Origin of the sequence: Mycobacterium sp. IDR2000157661, assembly GCF_022317005.1 — a bacterium.
Classification (GTDB): Bacteria; Actinomycetota; Actinomycetes; order Mycobacteriales; family Mycobacteriaceae; genus Mycobacterium.
In genome coordinates this window covers 45,731-67,054 of sequence record NZ_CP081006.1, presented here as the reverse complement: position 1 = coordinate 67,054, position 21,324 = coordinate 45,731, and the positions used below count along the sequence as shown (strand labels likewise).

The window sequence follows — 21,324 nt, the reverse complement described above, 5'->3', positions numbered from 1 at the left end:
AGGGCACGGCGTCGAATGCACGTCACAACTGAAAACAGCTACGGCGGGGTACTCCCCCCGGCATGACCGCTCAAGGTGCACGCGCGGAGACGTCGGTGCCGCATGGGCCACGGGCCCGACCGGGACCGCTGCGATGAGCGCCGATCCGTTGCCCGCGGTATTCAGCTCCGACGAGGAGATCGGCGGCGATCTGGCCCGGGTGCGCTGGGAGGCGACGCCGCTGGGCGCACCCGCGGGCTGGCCCCAGAGCCTGCAGACCGCGGTCAGCATCCTGCTGGCGTCGCGGTTCTCGATGTGGATGGCGTGGGGGCCGGACCTGACCTTCTTCTGCAACGCCGCGTACCGACGGGACACCCTGGGCCGCAAGTACCCGTGGGCGCTCGGCCGCCCGGCGCGCGAGGTCTGGGCGGAGATCTGGGACGACATCGGCCCGCGGATCGATCGGGTGTTGTCGACGGGGCAGGCCACCTGGGATTCCGCGTTGCTGCTCTTCCTGGAACGCTCCGGGTATCCGGAGGAGAGCTACCACACCTTCTCCTACAGCCCGCTGCGCGACGAGCATCGCCGCATCGTGGGCATGCTCTGCGTGGTCACCGAGGACACCCAACGGGTCATCAGCGAACGACGGATGGCCACACTGCGCGATCTCGGTTCGGATCCCAGCGTCGTGCGGACCGAGGAGGAGATCATCGCGTTCGCGGGGCGCCAGCTCGCGCACAACCCCCGTGACCTGCCGTTCACGTTGACCTACCTGTTCGACGACAGCGGGGCCGCCCATCTGGCCGGGTCGAGTGGGATGCCGGCGCAGCACCCGTGCGCACCCGCGGTGCTCACCGACGACGACGTGTGGCCGCTGAGCGGCCCCGCTCTCGGGGAGACCGCCCTCGTGGCGCTCGACCCAGCCGGATACCCGGATCTGCCGACGGGCGACTGGCGGGCCGGCCCGACGCATGCCCTCGTGGTGCCGCTGCTTCAGCAGGGCGGATCGCCCAGCGGCCTGCTGGTCGCGGCACTCAACCGGTACCGCCCACTCGACGATGCCTACCGGGACTTCGTCACGCTGGTCGCCGGGCACATCGCGGCGGGCATCGGCAGCGCCCGCAGCTACCAGGCACAGCAGCGGCGCGCCGAGGAATTGGCCGAACTCGACCGCGCCAAGACCACGTTCTTCTCCAACATCAGCCACGAGTTCCGCACGCCGCTGACATTGATCCTCGACCCCGTCGCCGAACTCCGCAGCCGCGACACGGATTTGGACGAGCGGGCCCGCGACGAACTGGACATCGTCTGGCGCAATGGATTACGGCTGGCCAAGCTGGTCAACACGCTGCTCGACTTCTCCCGGATCGAGGCCGGTCGCATGCAGGCCCGCTACCTGCCGGTCGACCTGGGTGCGGTGACCGCGGAACTGGCGAGCGTGTTCCGGTCGGCCGTCGAGCGGGCCGGGCTGACGTTCACCGTCGACTGCCCGCCGCTGCCGGAAGCCGTCTACGTCGACCGCGACATGTGGGAGAAGGTCATCTTCAACCTGCTGTCGAACGCGCTCAAGTTCACCTTCGACGGGGCGATCTCGGTGGCCGTTCGGCACGTCGACGGTAACGCCGTGGTCACCGTCACCGACACCGGCATCGGCATCGCCGCACCGGAGATTCCACGCTTGTTCGAACGGTTCCATCGCATCGAGAACGTGCGCGCACGGTCCAACGAGGGCAGCGGCATCGGCCTGGCCCTGGTGCGCGAACTCGTGGAACTGCACGGCGGCAGCATCGTCGCCGAAAGTGCCGAGGGCCACGGCACCACCTTCACGATCCGGCTGCCGCTGGGCGCCGCGCATCTGCCCGCGGACGCCGTCGAATCGGCACCGGAAGGCCCCGTTGCGGCAGGAGGCGCCGAGCCCTTCCTGCAGGAGGCGATGCGGTGGCTGCCGTCCGACCGGACGTCGGGCCCGGCAGCAGGCGACGGAACCGGGGCAGCCCAGACGGCGGCGCAGACCGGTGAGACGGCCCGGGTGCTGATCGCCGACGACAACGCCGACATGCGTGACTACGTCGCGCGACTGCTACGCGCGGACGGCTACGAGGTGACGGCCGTCAACGACGGTCAGCTGGCGCTCGAGGCCGTCCGCGCCGATGTCCCCGACATGGTGGTCAGCGATGTGATGATGCCGCGGCTCGATGGTCTGGAACTGGTGGCGGCGCTGCGCTCCGATTCCCGCACGGCCGCCGTTCCGGTGCTGTTGCTGTCCGCGCGCGCAGGACAGGAGTCCGCGATCGACGGTCTGCAGGCCGGTGCCGACGACTACCTGGTCAAGCCCTTCGCCGCGGCCGAACTGCTGGCCCGGGTGCGGGCGAACGTCAAGCTGGCCCGGTTGCGCAATCACCACGCCCGGTGGCGCGCCGCGTTGGTCGACTCGCTGCAGGAGGCGTTCTTCGTCGGCGACGAGAACGGTGCGGTGATCGAGATGAACTCGGCGTTCAGCGACATTCTCGGGTACGGACCGGAGGGGCTGCCGTACCAGCCTCCACAGCCCTGGTGGCCGTCGCACGAATCGGACTCCGCCGCGCACCGCCAGGTGACCGACCTGTTCGCCGAGGTGCTCGGCGAACCACGCGGCCGGTACACGGTACCGGTGACCCATCGCGACGGGCATCGGCTCTGGGTCACCCTGACATTCAACCGGATCGAAGACATCGAGACGGGCAAGCGCGTCATCGTCGGCACGCTGCGCGACGTCACCGCCGAGCACTACACCGTTCAACGCGAGACCGCGCTGGCTGCGCTCAACCAGCAACTGGCACAGGCGGACACCTTGCATGATGCGGTGCAGGCGGCGGCCGAAGAACTGCTCGGGCTGTGGCGGGCCCAGCGCGTCTTGGCGGTCACCTTCCCAACTGACCGGTCCGACGGTGACACCGAGCCGTCCGAATTCGTCTGTGTCGGTGAGCGGGTGCCGTGGGACGGGGTGGTGCCGAGCCTGCGGGAGACGCTTGCCGGCCTGCGCGGAAGTGACCTGTTGGTACCCGAGGTCTCCGAGCACGGAACGGCGTGCATCGCTCTACAGCATCCGCGGGGAGTGTTGCTGCTGCACATCGCATTGCAGGAGCGCCGCCCGTTCACCGCCGAGGATCACACCCTGCTCACGGTGCTGGCGAGCCGGTTGGCACAGGGGCTGCAGCGGGTGCACCAACTCGACCAGCAGCGCGAAACGGCGCTGGCGCTGCAGCATGCGATCCTCGGTCCGACAGTCTCCAGCGGCTTTTCGGTGCGCTATCAACCGGCGACGCACCCGTTGCAGGTGGGCGGTGACTGGTACGACGTGCTGGACCTCGACGACGAGCGTGTCGCACTGATCGTCGGTGACTGCGTCGGTCACGGCCTCGCTTCGGCAACGGTGATGGGCCAGCTCCGAAGCGCTTGCCGGGCAATGCTTCTGGAACATGCCAGCCCAGCCGCAGCGCTGTCGGCACTGGACCGGTTCGCGGCCAGGCTGCCCGGCGCCCGGTGCACCACGGCATTCTGCGCGGTGCTCAGCCCGACATCGGGTGACCTGGTGTACTCGAGCGCCGGCCATCCGCCACCCATTCTCGTTTCCGCCCAGCGCGACATGCGTCTGCTCGACGAAGCCTCGGCCACCCCGCTGGGCGTGCCCTTCGATCATGCGCGGCCCGAGGCGCGTGTGCAGATGCCGCCGCGCTCGACGCTGTTGCTCTACACCGACGGCCTGGTAGAACGCCGCCGAGAGTCGTTGGACCGGGGTATCGGGCGGGCGGCCGAAATCTTGCAGGGCAGTCCGGGCGCCGCACTCGACGACCTGGCCGACGAGATCATGACGCGCCTGGCACCCGAATACGGATACCAGGACGACGTGGCGCTCATGCTGTACCGCCAACCCGCACCGCTGGAGATCGAGATCGCGGCCGATGCGAACGAACTCGCGCCCACGCGGAACAGCCTGCGCGACTGGCTCACTCAGGCAGGCGTCGACTCCGCACAGATACTCGACGTGTTGATCGCCGCAGGGGAGGCGCTGGCCAACGCGATCGAACACGGGCACCGGCGAAGCTCGGGGGGATCCGTGTCACTGCGGGCGCTCGCGCTCGCCGACCGGTTGCACCTGACCGTGATCGACAACGGCGAGTGGAAGCCACCTCGCCCCGACCCCGCGGCTCATCGCGGCAGGGGTATTGCCCTGATGAGAGCGCTGATGCAGGATGTCTCGATCGAGTCGAGTGCCTCGGGGACGACGATCAGCATGCAAGCGAGGATTGCGTGATGCCCACGCCGCTGACCTTGCGCACCGGCCTCGCCGACGGGTGAGCCGTCCGGTCACGGCAACACGCTGCGCATCAACATCACGTTGTACGTCGACCACTGTGACAGGTTGAAGTACAGCTCCTTGCCGGTCGACCACGGATGCAGGAACGGCGCGTAGATCCCGCCGGGAATCTCCGCCGAGCGCGCCAGCACGCGTTCGGGGCCCCACGGCCCCTGTGGGGCCGGTGAAGTCCTGGCGACGACGTCGTTGGCGCCGTTGCAGTACAACACCAGATACTGCCCGAGGTGGGTGTTGAACTGGGCGGACATCTCGCCGACGGGCCCCGGGATGACGGGTGTCGCAGCTGCGGGATCGCTTGTCACCCAATCATTTCGGTCGGCGTTCCAGTATTCGTATCTTCGCGGGTCGGGCACGGCGTCGGGGGCGACCCGGGCGATGTAGGCGGAACCGCCGCGGCCCGACGGGGTTCCGAACGAGTACAGGTAGGGGTCGCCCGGACCCGGACGCAGGAACGCACCCTGCTGGAAGTTCTGGTTTCCCGGCACGACGGGCGCCCCCGCGACGTCGCCGGCGGCCGTCGAGCGCACGCTGCCCGGGTAGACGCCCCAGTTCTCGCCGTTGTCGGGCGATACGGCGATCGCGGAGAAGTTCGTCGTCCACCGTCCGTCGCTGTCCCAGCTACGGATCGACATGAAGTTGACGTACTGCGTTGTGCCGACCGCGATGCCCGCGGTGGGGATGATGCCCTTCTCGTTCGGCGCCCACTTGGTGCTGTTGATGATCTGCTTCGACAGCCCCGGCGCCCACAGCGGCGAGCCCGAATAGCGGTTGGCCAGCATGCCGTCGGGCACCGCGACCGTCCTGGACAAAGCGCCGTCCTGGGTGCGGAACAGGGTGTTGTAGCGCCATTGTTGTCCCCGCACGCCGCAGTACCCGTAGGTGTCGCCGAACGCCATCAGCACCTGACGATTGGCGGGATCGCCGTTGTCCCACATGATTCCGAGATCCGTGCCGGTGACCGCGAAGCGCCCGATCGTGTCGTTCGGGCTCTGTGGACCCGTCACCCAGCCGACAATCGAGGTTCCCGGCGGCGCAGGCGCAGGCGGCGGCTGCGGCGCCGCGACGGGCGCCTGCTGCTGTTCGGCCGCAGGCGGTGTCGGCGGGCGCACCTGCGCCTGCTGTTGCAGCAGTCCGAGCTGCGGCGCCGTGGCGGAATCGTCGGTGCCCCGGGGCCGGTGTCCGACCGGCGGACCGCCCGGCAACGGTGGCGTGGCTTCGGTGTTCGGCGCCGCAGGCGGTTGAGCGGCGGCGGCGGCGCCGGTGCAGGGTTCGGCGAGCGCGCCCGGCGCCACGCCCATCGCGACGATGATCCCGATGACGGCGGCCGACGCCATGGACGCCGGGGCGATCCGGGGACGCGGCGACATGTCACACCCTTCGCAAGAGGCGGACGTCGCGGCGACGTCACGGTGGCTGCTGTGACGTTAGTGGCACATGTGACCGAAGTGATCTTCGTGCACCAACGGGTATCGACTCGTGACCGTGTCGCAACCGCTGCGCCGGAAACGGGGGGAGGCATCAGGTGGCTGATTCGGTGACTCGCCGCATGGAGTTTTCGCCGGGGCGCCGCCGGGTAGCCACCGCCGATGACCGGCAAACTGTTCGACTTCCGGTTCGCGACGGCCTACCGGATCGCGGCGCTGCCCTTCGGCATCGCGCCCTCGACATGTGAGGTGCTGTGCGCGGACGGCCGGCTGTCGGTCAGGTTCGGCTTGTGGCGGCTGCGGACGACGCTCGACAACGTCGCCGACGTCTCGATCACCGGGCCGTATGCCTACCTCAAGACCGCAGGCCCGGCGCATTTGTCGGTGAGCGATCGAGGACTGACCTTCGCGACCAACGGCGAGCGGGGTGTCTGCATCGAGTTCCGGACACCCGTCGGCGGCATCGAGCCGACCGGCCGGTTGCGCCATCCCAGCCTGACGGTCACCGTGGCCGATTGTGACGGCCTCGCCCGAGTGCTGCGCCAGGGGGCCTAGCCTCCATCGGCACCGGGAAGGGACGTCGACGGCGACCGGTCGACGCGATGGCTCTAGAGTGCCGGTGGTGATGATGTTCGCCCGGACGACGGCACTCTCGGTCGCCCTGCTGCTTCTCATCGCCGGCGGTGGTCTACGAGCTTGGGCATTCCCCGGCGGCGACGCGGCGGGGGCATTGACGGTCGGTGGGCTCAACCGCACCTACGTCGTGCACGCTCCGGCCGGGCGGGACCAGTACACCGGCATCGTCCTCAACCTGCACGGCTCGGGGATGACGGGCGGTGCGTGGGCCGCGTCGACCAACTACAACGCGATCGCCGACCGACACGGGTTCGTGGTGGCCTATCCCGACGGCATCGACATGAGCTGGGCAGACGGTCGGGGCGCATCGGTTCCTGACCGGCAGGGAGTCGACGACGTCGGGTTCCTCGTCGCCCTTGTCGAGCGGTTGCGCCAGGACTACGGCGTGGCGCCGAGCCGGGTCTATGCCACCGGGATGTCCGCAGGCGGCTTCATGGCCTCACGGTTGGGGTGCGAACGCGCCGACGTGTTCGCCGCCGTCGCCCCCGTCGCCGGATCGCTGGGCGCCGCGATGCCTTGCGCCCCCTCGCAACCGCTGTCGGTCCTCAAGGTCAACGGCACCACCGATTCGGTGGTGCCGTTCGGCGGAGGTCCGATGGTCGGTCGCGGCGGACCCAGCGAGATCGTCGCTGCCCCGGCGATGGCGCAGCGGTGGCGAGACGTCAACGGCTGTCCGCCGCCCGTCGACCAGGTGGCCGGCCCGGTGCACCGGTTCACTTCGGCCGGATGCGCGGGCGGCACCACCGTCGAGTTCGTTCAGATCGACGGCGGCGGCCACGTCTGGCCGGGTGGTCCCTTCGCCCCGTTCGACGCCTCAGGCGCCACCGGGCAGTTCTTCGCCGCGCACGGCAGATGACCGGCGCGCCGGTTCGCGCCGAGTACCGGCGATGGCACTCTAGGCTCCCGACATGCCACTCGACCGCCCCGCGCTCGCCACGGGCACCATCCGACTCGCCTCGGGCGTCTCGTTCCTGATCGACCCCGTGCGGGCCAACCGCCTCTGGGGTGACGACGAGGCGCCGAGCCCCACGGCTCTACTCCTGCTGCGGTCCATGGGCTACCGCGACGCGCTGATCGGTGGGCTGCTCATGACGGCAGCGGTGCGGGGACGCGACACCCGCGGGTGGTTCCTGGCATCGGGCGGCGCCGACGCGGCCGATCTTCTCGGCGGGATGGGCGTGCACCGCGACTTGAAGCGCTCACAACAAGTCATCGGCCTCGGCGGGGCGGTCATCGGGATCGCCGTCGGACTCTGGGGTGCCCTGCGACCCCGCCGGCGCACCGCCGACTGATCAGCAGGTCAGCAGCAGGCAGCCGGCGATCGGACCACCGCCCGCCGCGGCCACGGCCACCTCGGGTCTGTGCGCCACCTGCCGCTCACCGGCCTGCCCGCGCAGCTGTAAGCACGCTTCGTGCAACAGCCAGTAGCCGTGCATGCGGCCGGCCGACAGCTGCCCGCCGTAGGTGTTCAGCGGCAGCGCACCGTCGAGCGTGATCCTCGTCGCACCCTCGACGAACGGCCCCGCTTCACCGTCACCACAGAAGCCCAGCGCTTCCAGCCACGCGAACGTGAGGAAGGTGAAGCCGTCGTAGAGCTCGGCCACGTCCACGTCGGACGGTGTCAGGTCGGTGCGCGACCACATCTGTTGTGCGGCTTCGCTCGACGCCATCTTGGGAAAGTCCTGCCGATGGAACCAGCCGCCCGAACCATAAGCTCCGCCGACTGCTTCCACCGACACCGCGCGGTTCTGGCAGTCCTTCGCATAGTCGGCGTGGGAGATGACGAGGGCGATCGACCCGTCGACCGGCACGTCGCAGTCGAACAGGCTGAACGGAGTGGACACCGGCCGCGAGCTTAGGTAGTCCTCCATGGTCATCGGCCGGCGATAGGCCGCCAGCGGGTTCAGTGCGGCGTTGCGCCTGCTGTTGATCGCCAGCCAGCCCAATTGCTCCTTGGTGGTTCCGTACAGCTCCATGTGGCGCCTGCAGTGCATGGCGAGCCAGTTCGCGGCCGAATAAGAGTGGGCGGCAAGCAATTCGCCGATGTCTTCGAACGGCCTGAGTTTGCGTGGCGTACCGGGTGCGCGTGGTTCGACCGGCGGGTCGGCAAGGGGGTTGGGCTCCGCGGATGCGGGCGCCTGGGTGAGGGAACCACCGAGCATCTGGACAGTCCGATAGACCAGCACGTGTCGCGCCCGTCGTTGCGACACCGCGAGTATCGCCGACACGACAGGGGTGAGCACTCCTGCGGTCGGAAAGCCGAATCCGACGTCGGAAGATCGGTTTACCAGTGCCGCAACGACTTCCGGTGAGGGAGTGTCCCCGAAGGTCACGATGCCGTCGATATCCTCGGTGGTCAACCCGGCGTCTTCGATGGCGGCTCGCGCGGCTTCCACTGTCAACTCCAGCCCCGGGATGCCGGTGCGCCTACCCACCCGTGAGATGCCGAGCCCGCTGACGATCGCGTCCTTCTCGAAAATGCTCACCCGGTAACCACCTGCCTGAGGCCATCATTGTGAAGACAACTCCCCGGACTGTACTTTTTCCCCATGGCCGACGACGCCCCGACTCGGATGCTGCCGCCACTCGACGACATCAACCGGGCCTTCTGGACCGGGGGAAGCGGCGGGCAACTGCTGATCGATCGGTGTCCCCGCTGCGCATTGTGGGTGTCGCCGCCCGCCGCGGACTGCCCAGCCTGCGACGCCGCATTGGAAGCGCACGCCGTTTCGGGCTCCGGCACGGTGTTCACCTACACGGTCAACCATCAACCGTTCAACCCGGCCGTACCGGTGCCCTACGTCATCGCGATCGTCGAACTGGACGAGCAGCCCGGGCTGCGGCTGGCGACCAACATCGTCGACTGCGAACCCGACTCGGTTCGCATCGGTATGCCCGTCGAAGTGCGGTTCGAATGCCATTCCGCCGGAGGGGAACCCGCATACGTGCCGGTGTTCGCCCCGCGACGCGACTGACGTCGACGTCAAGGGGGCTACGCGCCGCGCCTGAGCCCCGGCGTGGCCGGTGAGCGGGCGATCGGGAGCTTGGCCGGGCGGCGGCGCTGCGACGCCGCCGCCTGCGTGGGCTCCTCCTCCCCGAGCTCCTGATCGCGCAGCTGATCCCGCAGGCGGCGCAGCGCCTGGGCGAGCAACCGGGAAACGTGCATCTGGGAATAGCCCATGCGCTCGGCGATCTGGGTCTGCGTCATGCTCTCGAAGAAGCGCAGTGTGAGAACCATTCGCTCTCGGTCGGGCAGCGCCGCGATCAGCGGTCGCACCGCCTCCAGCTCGACCACCTTGTCGATGTTGGGATCGAGGCCACCCAGCGTGTCCCCGACCGAACGGTGCTCGTCGTCGGCGGTCGCAGGGATGTCGGTCGAAAGGGTGGCGTAATTGCTGCTGGCGATGGTCGCCTCCATGACCGCCTCCCGTTCGATGCCGAGGTGGTTGGCCACCTCGCTGGCGGTGGGGGCGCGGCCGATCTGCTGCGAGAGCTCCGCGCGCGCCTTCACGAGCTGGCTCTGCAGGTCCTTGAGGCGACGCGGCACCTTGACCGCCCAGCCGTAGTCGCGGAAGTGGCGACGCACCTCGCCCATCATCGTCGGCACCGCGAACGACAGGAAGTCGGCGCCGTTGTCGGGATCGAAGCGGTTGACCGCATTGACCAGACCCACCCGCGCGGCCTGCACGAGGTCGTCGATCGGCTCCCCGCGGTTCTTGTACCGGCGAGCTATGTGGTCGGCGAGCGGCAGCGCTCGCTCGACGATGGAATCGCGCTGTCGTCGGAAGGCTGCTGAATTCTCATCGAGAGACTTGAGGCGACGGAACATCTCCGCCACTTCGGCATACTCGGAGTTGGCTTCAGACACCACACAGGCCCCTTACTTTCGACCCTGCCGTATCGATCACACGGCTCGGATCTGAACCTGTGGCTATGGCAACTACCGTACCCCTCCGGACAACCTGCTGAAACATTTCCACCGGGGCCGCGGAGTCGGCCACCCGCGCCGAACTGGTGGTTCAGGCTCCGCTGTGGGCGTGCGCGCGGGTCCGTACGGGCGTGTCGGCAGGCATCGCATGCCGGCCGTACGGGTGCTGACGACGTCCGAAGAGTGCGGCCGAGGACACCAGCGGGCTGTCCCAGATCGCCCCCGTGAACGCGGCGGCGCCCAGTGCCACCAGGCCCGCCATCGCGATTATCGTGTCGGCGTTCATGGCTTTTCTAGTACCCACTGACCGACCATCTGCAACGTCAATTTCGTCCCCGGTCGGTGTTCGCCAAGTCAACCGGCGCGCGAGCCGCTCGCGGCCAGCGGGATGTCGTCACGCGCATCCAGTGCGGTGCCCTCGATGTCGACGTCGGGCACGAGCTTCTCGAACCACCGCGAATGGGCCCACATCCGGTTGCCCAGCATGCTCATGCCAGCGGGGATCAAGGTCAACCGCACCACGAAGGCGTCGAGGAAGACACCGACGGCCAGGGTCAGGCCGACGGACTTGATGATGGGGTCGCCGCCGGCAAGGAAGGCGATGAAGACGCCGAACATGATCAACGCGGCGGCGCAGACCACCCGGGCGGACAAGCCGACCCCGTTGCGGACCGCGTCGAGCGGGTCGTCGGTGCGGCTGAGCTCCTCCTTCATCCGCGACACCACGAAGACCTGATAGTCGCTGGAGAGCCCGAAGATGATGGCCAACACGATGACCGGCAGGAAGCTGATCGTCTCACCGGGAGTGATCCCCAGCAGGCCGGCACCCCAACCCCATTGGAAGACGGCGACTTGCACGCCCAGGGCGGCGAAAACCGACATCAGGAAGCCCAGGATCGAGCTGATCGGCACCCAGGCTGTCCGGAAGGCGACGGTGAGCAGGATGAAGGCCAGTCCAACCACCACCACCAGGAAGATGGGGAGCGCCCCGGCCAGCTTGTCGGACGTGTCGATGTTGGAAGCGGTGTTCCCGCCGACGAGAATCGTTGCGCCGGTCTCACCTTCGATCGTGTCGCGGTCCGCACGGATTCGCTTGACCAGGTCGGCGGTCGCCGGGTCGTTGGGACCCGTCGCGGGAATGACCTGGATGATCGCGATCCCCTTGTCGCTCATCGACGGGGCGGCCATGACGACGCCCTCCTCACGATTGACGTTTGCGGCGATGGTGGCGGCGGCCTCGGGTCCATTGGCGGCGGTGAGGCCCGCGACGATCAGCAGCGGTCCGTTGAACCCCGGCCCGAGCTGCTCGGACGTGAGGTCGTAGGCCTGGCGCGCCGTGCTCGACTCGGGTTGCGAACCGCCGCTGGGCAATCCGAGGTGCATGCCGAAGGTCGGCAGCCCGATGAGTATCAGGGCGGCGGTGCCGATCACCAGCAGCGGCTTGCGGTGGGCGACTACAAAGCGGCCCCACTGTGCGCCCATGGTGCGGTGCGGTGTGAACGCGGCCACCTGGGCGACTTCCTTGGCCCGGTTCGGCTGCAGCGGAGTCTTGACGAAGTTGGCGACCCGCCTGCCCGCCAGGCTGAGCAGCGCAGGTAGCAGGGTGATCGAGATCAGCATGGCGATGAGCACCGATGCGGCAGCGGCCAGTCCCATGTACGTCAGGAACGGAATGCCCACCAGCGACAGACCGCACAGCGCGATGATGACCGTCAGTGCGGCGAACACCACCGCCCCGCCTGCCGTGCCCGCGGCCAACGCTGCCGCCTCCCGCATGGGCTTGAGCAGCAACAGGTTGTTGCGGTACCGGTTCAGGATGAACAACGAGTAGTCGATGCCGCAGGACAGCCCCAGCATCAACGCCAGTGACAAAGCGGCAGTGGGCATCTCCACAAGTGCAGCGACAGCGAGGATTCCCATCGCGCCGATCCCCACGCCGATGGAGGCGGTGAGGATCGGCAGACCGGCCGCGACGACCGCCCCGAACGTGATCATCAGGATGACGAACGCGACGATGATGCCGATGATCTCCGGCAGGTGCGGCACGCTGACCTTGTAACCCGGATACACGCTGCCGGAGTACTCGACCCGCACGCCGGCCTGCTGCGCCGGGCGCATCGCGTCCTCGAGCGCGGTGAGGGATTGCTCGTCGACTTCACCGATCGGCGCCCGCCACTGCACCGAGCCCAGCCCGAAGTTCTGGTCGGCCGACACCAGCCGGGTCTGCGCCGGCCCTGAGGCCGCCGTGACCCCGGAGATCGACCGGACCGCTTCCATCGAGCGGTCGATCGCCGTGAGCACCGGGGGATCGGACAGCCTCGCATCGCCGGGGGTGGCGAAGGCAACCTGTGTCTGGGCGCCGCTGAACGCAGGCAGGCGTTGCTGCAGCTGTTCCACCGCCCGCTGTGATTCGGTGCCGGGGATGGTGAAGTTGTCGCTGGGTGTGCCGCGCAGACTGAGGCCGGCCGCTGCGACGGCGACGAGCACGGCCAGCCAGACGCCCAGCACCAGCCACCGGCGGCGGAAGCTGTAGGCGCCGATCGCGTACAGGTACTTCGACATTCGGTCTCCAGGGTCGGCACGCGGGCAGATCGGCCCAACGTATGCCCGCTCGTTGCGCAGTTATGCGTCGGATGCTTGAAACTGCGATGTGACGTTGCCCGCAGCGTCCGGGATGTCGGTTCTCCCGTCACGCCCTGGCGATGTTCTCCACGATGATCTCGCGGGCCGTCTCGTAGAACGCGCTGATCAGCGTGGAGTACGACAATTCGAACGGGTAGAGCATGTGGACGTCGAGCGGTTCGATACGCCACTGCGGAAGCACCGGAACGATCGTGCCGTCGCGCAATTCTGCGGTGCAGATGATCTGGGTGGGCATCACGCCGATGCCGAGTCCCTGCAGGATGTACTGCTTGCAGACTTGAAAGTTGTTCGCGCGAGCCCGGACCGGTGGTGCGAGATCGTGTTGGCACTTGTCGCGCGTCAGCGTCAGCCTGCGGGGCCCACTGAACCCGAAGTCGATGAACGCGATGTCACTGAGCTGCGCGGGCTCGGTCACCGGCTCAGCGAGGTGGCGAACGAATTCAGCTGAGGCGCACAAGAACAGCTCGAGGCTGAACACCTTGCGCGCGATCAGGGTCGAGTCCTGCAGCGGCCCCGTCCCGAACACCACGTCGAAACCGTCCCTGACCGGGTCCACCATGCGGTCCACCAGCCGGATATCGAGGCGTGAATTGGGGTAGTGCGAAAGAAACGCCGATCCCACCCGAGACGCGTAATCGATGCCGAGGAAGACGGGGATCGCGACCCGCAGCTCGCCCTGCGGCTCCTGCCTGCTGCCCTCGACGAGGGCGCGCACACCGTTGGCCTCGGTCAGGATGTTCACTGCGTGGCGGTACACCTTCTCGCCGAGATCGGTCACGGTCAACTGGTGGGTGTTCTTGCGCAGCAGCTTGATGCCCAGATCGGACTCCAGCCTGGTCAGCTTGCGGCTGACGGTCGACTTCGGCATGCCGAGCAACGCCGCCGCCTTCGACAGGCTGCGATTCTCGACGACCTTGCCGAAGACCAGCAATGCGTCGACGTCGAAGGGGAGATTCTGCTTCATGCGTGTGGCCTGTGCTCCTCGCCGATGTTGTGTTCCAAATATGCAACAGGGTGTTGCGGCTATTGGCCTGTTTCGGCGGATCGGCGGGCTGTTAGTTTCGGCGCGGAGGAGGGTCTCATGAGTCACGACAGCCTGGTGACCAAACCCGCGAGCGGACACTGGACCGACGCCTATCCCGGATTGGGACGAGGGCCGGTGTCGCTGGAGGACTGTGTCTCGCCCGAGTTCTACGAGAAGGAACGCGAGCACGTCTTCAAGAAGACGTGGCTCTACGTCGGACGGGTCGAACAGGTGCCCAAGTCGGGCAGTTACTTCACCCGCGAACTGAAGTTCCTCAACACGTCGGTCATCATCATGCGCGATAAGGATTCGGAAAGTGGGCCCGTCATTCGCGCGATGCACAACATTTGCCCGCACCGCGGCAACAAGATGCTGTGGGAGGACGACCCGTTTCAGGAGGTTTCCGGCCGCGCACCGCTGCTGTACTGCCGCTTCCACGGCTGGCGTTACAAACTGGACGGTTCCCTGCACTCGCCGACGCGCAGGGATCTGCTGCTCGACTTCGACGCCGACAGCTGCCGCGTCCCCGCCATCCAGTGCGACGTGTGGGAAGGGTTCATCTTCATCAACCTCAACACGCACAACACCGAGTCCGTGCGCTCATACCTCGGCGAACTGGCCCAATCCCTGGAGGGCTATCCCTTCGGCGGCCCCCATCAGGTCTACCGGTTCAAGGCCGAACTGCAGTGCAACTGGAAGATCTTCCTCGACGGATTCGCTGAGAGCTACCACGGCCCGTATCTGCACGCATCCTCATTCGGCGCTGTCACCGCCGAGGCCAGGGACGCGTTCGACCAGCCCAACCCGTTCACCGATGCGCTGGCTTACCGGCTCGAGGGGCCGCACCGGATGTTCTCCTTCGCCGGTGAGCCGTCGCGAAAGACGCCGTACTCCAAGCCGATCGAATGCGTGATGGAGGCCAGCGCAGCCGGCCCGTGGCACAAGAAGCCCGATCGCGGACCCATGCCACCGGGGATCAACCCGACGCGCGCGGAGAAGTACGGATTCGACTCGTACCAGTTCTTCCCGAACTTCGTGCTGATCTTCGGCGCCTCGGGCTTCACGGTGCACACCCACTGGCCGACCGGGCCGCATTCGCACATCTTCGAGACCGAGGCGTATTACCAGCCACCGACCACCCACCGAGAACGGTTGGGCCAGGAGCTGACCATGACGTTCCTCAACGACATCATCCTCGAAGACGCCAGTCCTTCCGAAGGTCTGCAGGCGATGCTCAACAGCGGCGTGCTCACCCACTTCCCGATGAACGATGAGGAGATCCTGCTGCGGCATCTGCACAAGGTGGTCGGTGACTACGTGAGCAGGGGAGTGGCCGGCGAGCAGGTGACGTCATGAGCTCCGCTCTGCCGCCGCAGTTCTCGCATCTGGAACACCTTGTCGACGAGTGGGCGATCGAGGACGGCCACCAGCGCTACGTCAAGCGGGTCAACTCATCGATGGAACAGATCCGCGCCTTCTACGACGAAGTCTTCCCGTGTGCCGAGGAAGCCGTCGCCTATGTCGACGAGTTCGACTACTCCGAACCGCTGCCCGAGGAGGTGGCGAACCTGCGTGATCTGCTCTACTCGCTGATCACAGTTTCGCTGGCGGTGGAGCTGTGGAACCAGCCTCGGGTGAAGCATTCGGCGAACACGATCTTGACGAGAGTGAGTTGACCGCCATGAGTTTGACATCGGCCCAACTGGAGGTCATCGACGTCGCGCCACGAATCGCCAGCGAGATCAGAACGGACCTGGACACCTTGTTGACCGGTCGGGAAGCCGCGACCATCCGCGGGATTCTGGAACAGCGCGGAGTGGTGTTCGTCCGCGGCCTCGACGTCAGCGACGAGCAGCAGGTCACCATCGCCAGGACGCTCGGCACCATCGTGGCAAACGAGGGTGACAGCGGGATCTACAAGATCTCACTCGACAAGAACGTCAACCAGAAGGCCGACTACCTCAAGGGCTCGATGTTCTGGCATTTCGACGGCTCGCTTCAGCCCTATCCCAACCTTGCGACTCTCCTTCGCGCGGTGACACTTTCGGATACCGGAGGGCAGACAGAGTTCTGCAACACCTACGCGGCCTATGACGATCTGCCCGAGTCCGACAAGGAACTCATCGCCGACCTGCGGGTCGTGCACAGCGCCGAACGATCGCAGTACTACGTCCGACCGGAGATGAGCTACGAGGAGCTCACGCAATGGCAGAAAGCGCCGACGAAGTCCTGCCCGGTGGTGTGGACGCACCGGTCGGGACGCAAGTCGTTGCTGCTGGGGGCGACCGCCGACTACGTGATCGGCATGTCGGTGGAGGGGAGCCGGGCGCTGCTTGCCTGGCTTCGGGACTGGGCCACCCAGCCGCAGTACGTCTACCGCCACGAATGGCAACCGGGTGACCTACTCATCTGGGACAACACCGGCACCATGCACCGCGTGCTGCCGTACGCCGAGGACAGCGGCCGCCTGATGCATCGCACCGTTCTGGCGGGCGAAGAGCCACTCAATTGAAGCTGGGCATCGCGACCCCTGTGGTCACCAACGTCGCAGGCGCCGCCCTCACCTGGGAGAAGAACGCCGGCATCGCGGACATCGGCCGGGTCGCCGAGGTGGCCGACCGCCTCGGATACCACCATCTGACCTGCAGCGAGCACATCGGCATCCCGTCCACAGAGGCGGGCAGGCGCGGGTCACGGTACTGGGATCCGCTGGCCACACTGGGCTATATCTCGGCGCGCACCGATCGGATCCGGCTGGCGACCATGACGTTGGTGCTGGGCTATCACCATCCGCTGGAGATCGTGAAGCGTTACGGCACACTGGATCACGTCAGCGGCGGTCGGGTCATCCTCGGTGTGGGAGTCGGATCGTTGCGGGAGGAGTTCGACCTCATCGGAGCGCCGTTCGAGGACCGCGGTCCGCGCGGCGACGATGCCCTGCGGGCATTGCGGGCCGCCCTGTTCGACAACGAACCAAGCTATGACGGCGAGTTCTACTCGTTCGGCGGACTCACCGTGGATCCCTGTGCGCTGCAACCCCATCTCCCCATCTGGGTCGGCGGCCGCACGCAGCGGTCGCTGCGGCGGGCACTCACGCTGGCCGACGGGTGGTGCCCGTTCGGAATCTCGGTGGCCACCGCCGGCGAGTGGTTGCGGGCGCGCGACGTGCCCGAGGACTTCGAGGTGGTGCTGCCCGCCGACAGACCGCTGAATCCGGTGGACGACCCCGATGCGACCGCCGAGACGTTGGCGGCGATGGCGGCGGCGGGCACCACGGTGGTGTCCGGCCGCTTCGTTCATCACTCGCTCGTGCACTATCTCGAGCAGATCCACGCGCTCGCCGAACTGCATCCGCCGGGAGGGCCGCCGTGACCGAACAACCGCCGCTGCTGACACCGCCTGCCGCCGGCGATTGGGGACCCGACGAGTACGCCGCCGTGGGCGCGCTGTTCGGCGCCCCGGCCGAAGACGTGCCGCGGGCCGGGTCGGGAGACCCGAGGGACCCGCTGAAGTTCGACATCCTCGGGGTTCTGGTCCGCCATCCGCAGTTGGCTCGGGAGTTCCTCGCCTACAACGGCTTTCTGTTACAGCGCGGCGAGCTTTCGCTGCGGCTGCGCGAGCTCGTCATCCTCCGGCTCGCGCATGCTCGCCGGTCGGCGTTCTTCTGGGCCGAGCATCATCGGGTGGCGACGTCTGGTGGCATGGATGCCGCCGACATCGATCGGTTGGCCCGCGGGAACGACGAGTTCGACGGTGTCGATGCGGTCGTGCTCGAGGCGACCGACGAAATGCTCGCGGCCGCGCGGATCCAGCCGCAGACGTGGCACCGGCTGGTCGAGCATGTCGGAACTCATCAGGCCATCGAGGTCATCTTCGTGTTCGGCACCTACGCGCTGCTGGCCACGGCGATGGAGACGTGGCAGCTCGCTGTGCCCCCGGGCAGTCCGGCCCTTCCCGGAGCCTCCTAGCCGGCCGCCAGTGCCTCGCGGTCTTCGTCGGCGAAGGTGTCCTCGAGCTGAAGCGGTGAGTAGTCGACGTCGATGTCGGCCAGTGGACGGCCCCGTGCACCGCTGATCGTGCCCAGCCGGCGCGTGCCCTTGTCGCTGGCGTAGACCTGGAACTCCTCCTGGGTGAGGTTGAACGGGATCTCGTCGTAGAGGGCGAAGGCGTCGTCGTTGTTGCGCAAGGCCAGCGGGATCAGCTCGCCCATGCGGGTTTCGAACACCGACCAGTTGCTGTCGTCGGCGGCCACGTGACGCCGACAGGTGAAGGTGCCCCACGCCATGTGTCTGCGCTCGTCATCACCGATGCGCCTGATCAGTTCCTGCATACCGGGCAGGATGCCGCGGCCCGCGCAGATGCGATGCCACGCATAGTATCCCGTCAGTGCCATCATCCCTTCGATGACGTGGTTGTAGGTCGCCGAGGCGCGAACCTGCGCGGCCGGGGACGGATCGCGGGTCAGTGCGTCGAGCGACTCGGGAAGCTCCTTGTAGAAGATCTGCCGATACGATGGAAGGTCGTCGAGGTAGTGCTGCAGATCCTCGGTCAGGCCGACGGCGTCGAGCCAGAGCCGGAACGCCTGGGTGTGTTTGGCTTCCTCGAACGCGAACTGCGTCAGGTACATCTCGTCGCCGAGTCGGCCTTCGGCTCGCATCGCCGCCATGAACGGCTGGATGTCCTGGGTGACCGCTTCCTCGCCGGCGATGAACTGGGCACATAGCCGCGCGGCCCATTCGCGCTCGAGCTCCGACAGCGACTCCCAGTCGGCCCGGTCGCCGGAGAAGTCGATGTCGGCGGGATCCCAGAATTTGGCGTTGCCGCCTGCGAAGAGTTTCAGCGGCAGGCTCTGCCAATTGAGGCCGCCGGCCGCCAGTGCATGGGAACGTGCTCGTGTCATGGCCCGACTCTAGTGTGAGCTCGCTCACAGTCAAGGCGCCGACGGCCCCGTCGCCCGCCTCCGCCACCTCCGGTAGCCGTGATGGGTCGCGAAGGCGCCGACGATCGCGGTGACACACCACACGCCCACCGCGACGTATGCCAGCGGCGAGGACAGGTCGGTGACCGACGCGCCGAGCGCCGTGTAGACGAACGCGCGCGGCACCGACCCGATGAAGGCGCCAACAGCCATCTGCCACAACGGGACTCCGAACGCACCGAAGGCGTAGGACGCGAGCGCGTCGGACACCCCGGGGATGAACCGCTGGCCGACGACGGCCCACAGCCCGCGCCGCTCGATCAGCCGGTCGATACGGTCCGCTCGCTGTGCGCCGAGCAGTGCCCGTGCGCTGGAGCGGCCGGCCCGCCGTCCGATCAGGCTGGCGATGACGGCGGTGCCGACCGTGGCGCCGAGGGTGACGGCGAGACCGAGCACGGGACCGAACAGCACACCGCTGCCCGCCGCCAGGATCGGCCCCGGCACGAACAGGGCACCGAGTCCGGCGGAGACGAACACGTAGGCCAGCGGCGCGGCCGGACCGGCGGCGGCCACCGTGTCGCGCACCGCCTCGACGTCGATGACACGGGCGACCGCCACCAGATAGAACATCGTCAGCAAGGTCGCCACGACGACGCCGAGCCGCACGATGTGGGGCCATCGAACGGCGGCTTCGGGCGCGGTCACGCCGTCCATCGTCCCTCAGCGAGTTCTGGGCGTCCGGGTGCGCTCACCGCCGGCCGAACGCACCCGGATCACATGTGTTCGATGATGTCGTTCTTCAGCGCTTCGGCGTCGGTACCGAACACCGCCTGCACGCTGTTGCCGACCTCCACCACGCCCGCGGCCCCGAGGCTCTTGAGCCGCGCCTGGTCCACCTTGCCGGTGTCGGCCACCTCCATGCGCAGGCGGGTGATGCAGGCATCGACGCTGACCAGGTTCGACCGCCCGCCGAACGCCGCGATGACCTGTTCGGCCCTGCTCTCGGTGCGCACCGGCGCGGTCGCCGCGACGGCCCCGCCACCGCCCGCCACCGCAGTCGCCGAATCGGTGCCCTCGCCGGTGTTGGCGCGCTCCCGTGCTTCGAACTCACCCTCGGGCTCCCGTCCCGGGGTGCGCAGGTCCCACCTGGTGATCGCGAACCGGAACAGCAGGTAGTACACGACGAAGAACGCCGCGCCCATGGCGATCAACAGACCGATGTTCCTGGCCGCAGGCGCGGTGCCGTACAACAGCAGGTCGATCAGCCCGGCCGAGAACGAGAAGCCCAGGTGGATGTCGAGGAGATAGGCGATCGCCAGCGACAGCCCGGTGAGCACCGCATGGATGACGTAGAGGGGGAAGGCCACGAACATGAACGCGAACTCCAGCGGTTCGGTCACGCCGGTCAGGAAGGCGGTCAGCGCGGCGGCCGCCAGGATCCCCACCGCGAGCTTGCGCTGCTTCTTGTTGGCGACGTGGATCATCGCCAGCGCCGCCGCGGGCAGGCCGAACATCAGAATCGGGTAGAAGCCCGAGGTCAGGATGCCCGCCGTCGGGTCGCCCGCGGCGAAGCGGGTGAGTTCGCCGGTGACCGCCTCGCCACCGGGCGGCTGATAGTCGCCGTAGAGGAACCACACATACGAGTTCGGGATGTGGTGCAGGCCGAACGGGATCAGCATGCGGTTGGCGAACCCGTACACGAAGGCGCCGACCGCGCCGGCCCCGCCGATGAACTGCCCTAAAGCGGTCAAGCCCGCGTCGAACAGCGGATAGAAGTAGCTCATCGCGAACGCCAGGAGCAGGCCGGCCAGCGACACCACGATGGGCACGAAGCGCCGGCCGCCGAAAAAGCCGAGATACGACGGCAACTGGATGGTGTGGTAGCGGTCGAACAGCCACGCCGTGAGCAACCCGATCACGATGCCCGCGAACACGCTGTAGTTGATCTGGGCCTGGTCGCCGGCCTTGTCGACCTCGCCTGCCAACACGATGGGCGACATCGTCGTGAAGACGGCCTCCATCACCAGGTAGCCGACGACGGCCGACAACGCGGTCGAGCCGTCGGCCTTCCTGGCGAAGCCGATCGCGACACCGACGGCGAACAGCAGCGGCAGGTTGGCGAACAGCGCGTCGCCCGCGGCGCTCATCGCCCTGAAGAAGGGGCCGATGACCGGCGACTCGATGCGGCCCAGCAGGTCCGGCTGACCGAGTCGCAACAGGATGCCTGCGGCGGGCAGCACCGCGATCGGCAGCATGAGGCTCTTGCCCAGCCGTTGCAACTGCGCGAAGCCTGGGTAGTGACGCCTCGAATCTCGCTGTCTGCTAACCGTTTCGGTCGCTTTGCTCATCGACGGTGACCCCCTTCGTGACACACTCGGCCCGCCGTCCGAAGTTCAGCGGAAGCTTAGATTAAAC

At 67.6% G+C, this 21,324-nt stretch carries 19 protein-coding genes; 10 read left to right on the top strand and 9 right to left on the bottom strand.

Features of this window, described 5'->3' with window-relative positions; translation table 11 throughout:
• The first annotated feature begins 133 nt into the window (after nt 1-133).
• Complete coding sequence (locus K3G64_RS01250; RefSeq protein WP_238888395.1) at nt 134-4,273, top strand: SpoIIE family protein phosphatase; 4,140 nt, start codon at nt 134-136, stop codon at nt 4,271-4,273.
• Nucleotides 4,274-4,326: 53 nt separating this feature from the next.
• Here the strand turns inward: K3G64_RS01250 and K3G64_RS01245 are convergent, their stop codons facing one another.
• Nucleotides 4,327-5,703 carry a DUF4185 domain-containing protein gene (locus K3G64_RS01245; RefSeq protein WP_238888394.1) on the bottom strand — a complete coding sequence of 459 codons (1,377 nt, stop codon included), beginning with the start codon at nt 5,701-5,703 and terminating at the stop codon, nt 4,327-4,329.
• A gap of 219 nt (nt 5,704-5,922) precedes the next feature.
• On the opposite strand from K3G64_RS01245, the gene K3G64_RS01240 reads away from it, so the two are divergent.
• The 3 genes from K3G64_RS01240 (at nt 5,923) to K3G64_RS01230 (ending at nt 7,688) form a co-directional block, all read left to right on the top strand.
• Nucleotides 5,923-6,315 (top strand): hypothetical protein, encoded by a 393-nt coding sequence (locus K3G64_RS01240; RefSeq protein ID WP_238888393.1) that lies wholly within the window; start codon nt 5,923-5,925, stop codon nt 6,313-6,315.
• A gap of 70 nt (nt 6,316-6,385) precedes the next feature.
• Entirely contained in the window at nt 6,386-7,252 is an 867-nt protein-coding gene (locus K3G64_RS01235; RefSeq protein WP_238951031.1) for an extracellular catalytic domain type 1 short-chain-length polyhydroxyalkanoate depolymerase, read from the top strand.
• Between the two features lie 52 nt (nt 7,253-7,304).
• Nucleotides 7,305-7,688, top strand: a complete 384-nt coding sequence (locus K3G64_RS01230; protein ID WP_238888392.1) for a DUF4267 domain-containing protein — start codon at nt 7,305-7,307, stop codon at nt 7,686-7,688.
• Here K3G64_RS01230 and K3G64_RS01225 read toward each other — a convergent pair whose 3' ends face one another.
• Nucleotides 7,689-8,882, bottom strand: a complete 1,194-nt coding sequence (locus K3G64_RS01225; protein ID WP_238888391.1) for a thiolase family protein — start codon at nt 8,880-8,882, stop codon at nt 7,689-7,691. It lies immediately after the preceding gene.
• Nucleotides 8,883-8,945: 63 nt separating this feature from the next.
• Here K3G64_RS01225 and K3G64_RS01220 point away from each other — a divergent pair, with 63 nt between their 5' ends.
• Entirely contained in the window at nt 8,946-9,371 is a 426-nt protein-coding gene (locus tag K3G64_RS01220; protein ID WP_238888390.1) for a Zn-ribbon domain-containing OB-fold protein, read from the top strand.
• Between the two features lie 17 nt (nt 9,372-9,388).
• Here K3G64_RS01220 and K3G64_RS01215 read toward each other — a convergent pair whose 3' ends face one another.
• From K3G64_RS01215 to K3G64_RS01200, 4 genes are all read right to left on the bottom strand, one after another.
• Nucleotides 9,389-10,264, bottom strand: a complete 876-nt coding sequence (locus tag K3G64_RS01215) for a SigB/SigF/SigG family RNA polymerase sigma factor (RefSeq protein ID WP_305071270.1) — start codon at nt 10,262-10,264, stop codon at nt 9,389-9,391.
• Nucleotides 10,265-10,415: 151 nt separating this feature from the next.
• Nucleotides 10,416-10,610, bottom strand: a complete 195-nt coding sequence (locus tag K3G64_RS01210; protein ID WP_238888389.1) for a hypothetical protein — start codon at nt 10,608-10,610, stop codon at nt 10,416-10,418.
• 68 nt (nt 10,611-10,678) lie between these two features.
• Nucleotides 10,679-12,886, bottom strand: a complete 2,208-nt coding sequence (locus K3G64_RS01205; protein ID WP_238888388.1) for an MMPL family transporter — start codon at nt 12,884-12,886, stop codon at nt 10,679-10,681.
• Between the two features lie 127 nt (nt 12,887-13,013).
• Entirely contained in the window at nt 13,014-13,931 is a 918-nt protein-coding gene (locus K3G64_RS01200; RefSeq protein WP_238888387.1) for a LysR family transcriptional regulator, read from the bottom strand.
• A 117-nt stretch (nt 13,932-14,048) separates the two neighbouring features.
• Between K3G64_RS01200 and K3G64_RS01195 the strand changes: the two genes are divergently transcribed.
• From K3G64_RS01195 to K3G64_RS01175, 5 genes are read left to right on the top strand one after another with little or no spacing between them, the layout of a single operon-like run.
• Nucleotides 14,049-15,347 (top strand): aromatic ring-hydroxylating oxygenase subunit alpha, encoded by a 1,299-nt coding sequence (locus K3G64_RS01195; RefSeq protein ID WP_238888386.1) that lies wholly within the window; start codon nt 14,049-14,051, stop codon nt 15,345-15,347.
• Nucleotides 15,344-15,667 (top strand): hypothetical protein, encoded by a 324-nt coding sequence (locus K3G64_RS01190; protein WP_238888385.1) that lies wholly within the window; start codon nt 15,344-15,346, stop codon nt 15,665-15,667. The genes K3G64_RS01195 and K3G64_RS01190 overlap by 4 nt, the downstream gene beginning before the upstream one ends.
• Nucleotides 15,668-15,672: 5 nt before the next feature.
• Nucleotides 15,673-16,503 (top strand): TauD/TfdA dioxygenase family protein, encoded by an 831-nt coding sequence (locus K3G64_RS01185; RefSeq protein ID WP_238888384.1) that lies wholly within the window; start codon nt 15,673-15,675, stop codon nt 16,501-16,503.
• On the top strand, nt 16,500-17,363 hold the full coding sequence (locus tag K3G64_RS01180) for a TIGR03619 family F420-dependent LLM class oxidoreductase (RefSeq protein ID WP_238888383.1): 864 nt from the start codon (nt 16,500-16,502) through the stop codon (nt 17,361-17,363). The genes K3G64_RS01185 and K3G64_RS01180 overlap by 4 nt, the downstream gene beginning before the upstream one ends.
• Nucleotides 17,360-17,959 (top strand): carboxymuconolactone decarboxylase family protein, encoded by a 600-nt coding sequence (locus K3G64_RS01175; protein WP_238888382.1) that lies wholly within the window; start codon nt 17,360-17,362, stop codon nt 17,957-17,959. The genes K3G64_RS01180 and K3G64_RS01175 overlap by 4 nt, the downstream gene beginning before the upstream one ends.
• Here the strand turns inward: K3G64_RS01175 and K3G64_RS01170 are convergent.
• The 3 genes from K3G64_RS01170 to K3G64_RS01160 form a co-directional block, all read right to left on the bottom strand.
• Nucleotides 17,956-18,891 carry a R2-like ligand-binding oxidase gene (locus tag K3G64_RS01170; protein WP_238888381.1) on the bottom strand — a complete coding sequence of 312 codons (936 nt, stop codon included), beginning with the start codon at nt 18,889-18,891 and terminating at the stop codon, nt 17,956-17,958. The two genes, K3G64_RS01175 and K3G64_RS01170, sit on opposite strands and share 4 nt — an antisense overlap.
• Before the next feature lie 30 nt (nt 18,892-18,921).
• Entirely contained in the window at nt 18,922-19,539 is a 618-nt protein-coding gene (locus K3G64_RS01165) for a TVP38/TMEM64 family protein (RefSeq protein WP_238951029.1), read from the bottom strand.
• A 143-nt stretch (nt 19,540-19,682) separates the two neighbouring features.
• A complete protein-coding gene (locus K3G64_RS01160; RefSeq protein ID WP_238888380.1) occupies nt 19,683-21,257 on the bottom strand; it encodes a PTS transporter subunit EIIC in 1,575 nt (524 codons plus the stop codon).
• Nucleotides 21,258-21,324: the final 67 nt, after the last annotated feature.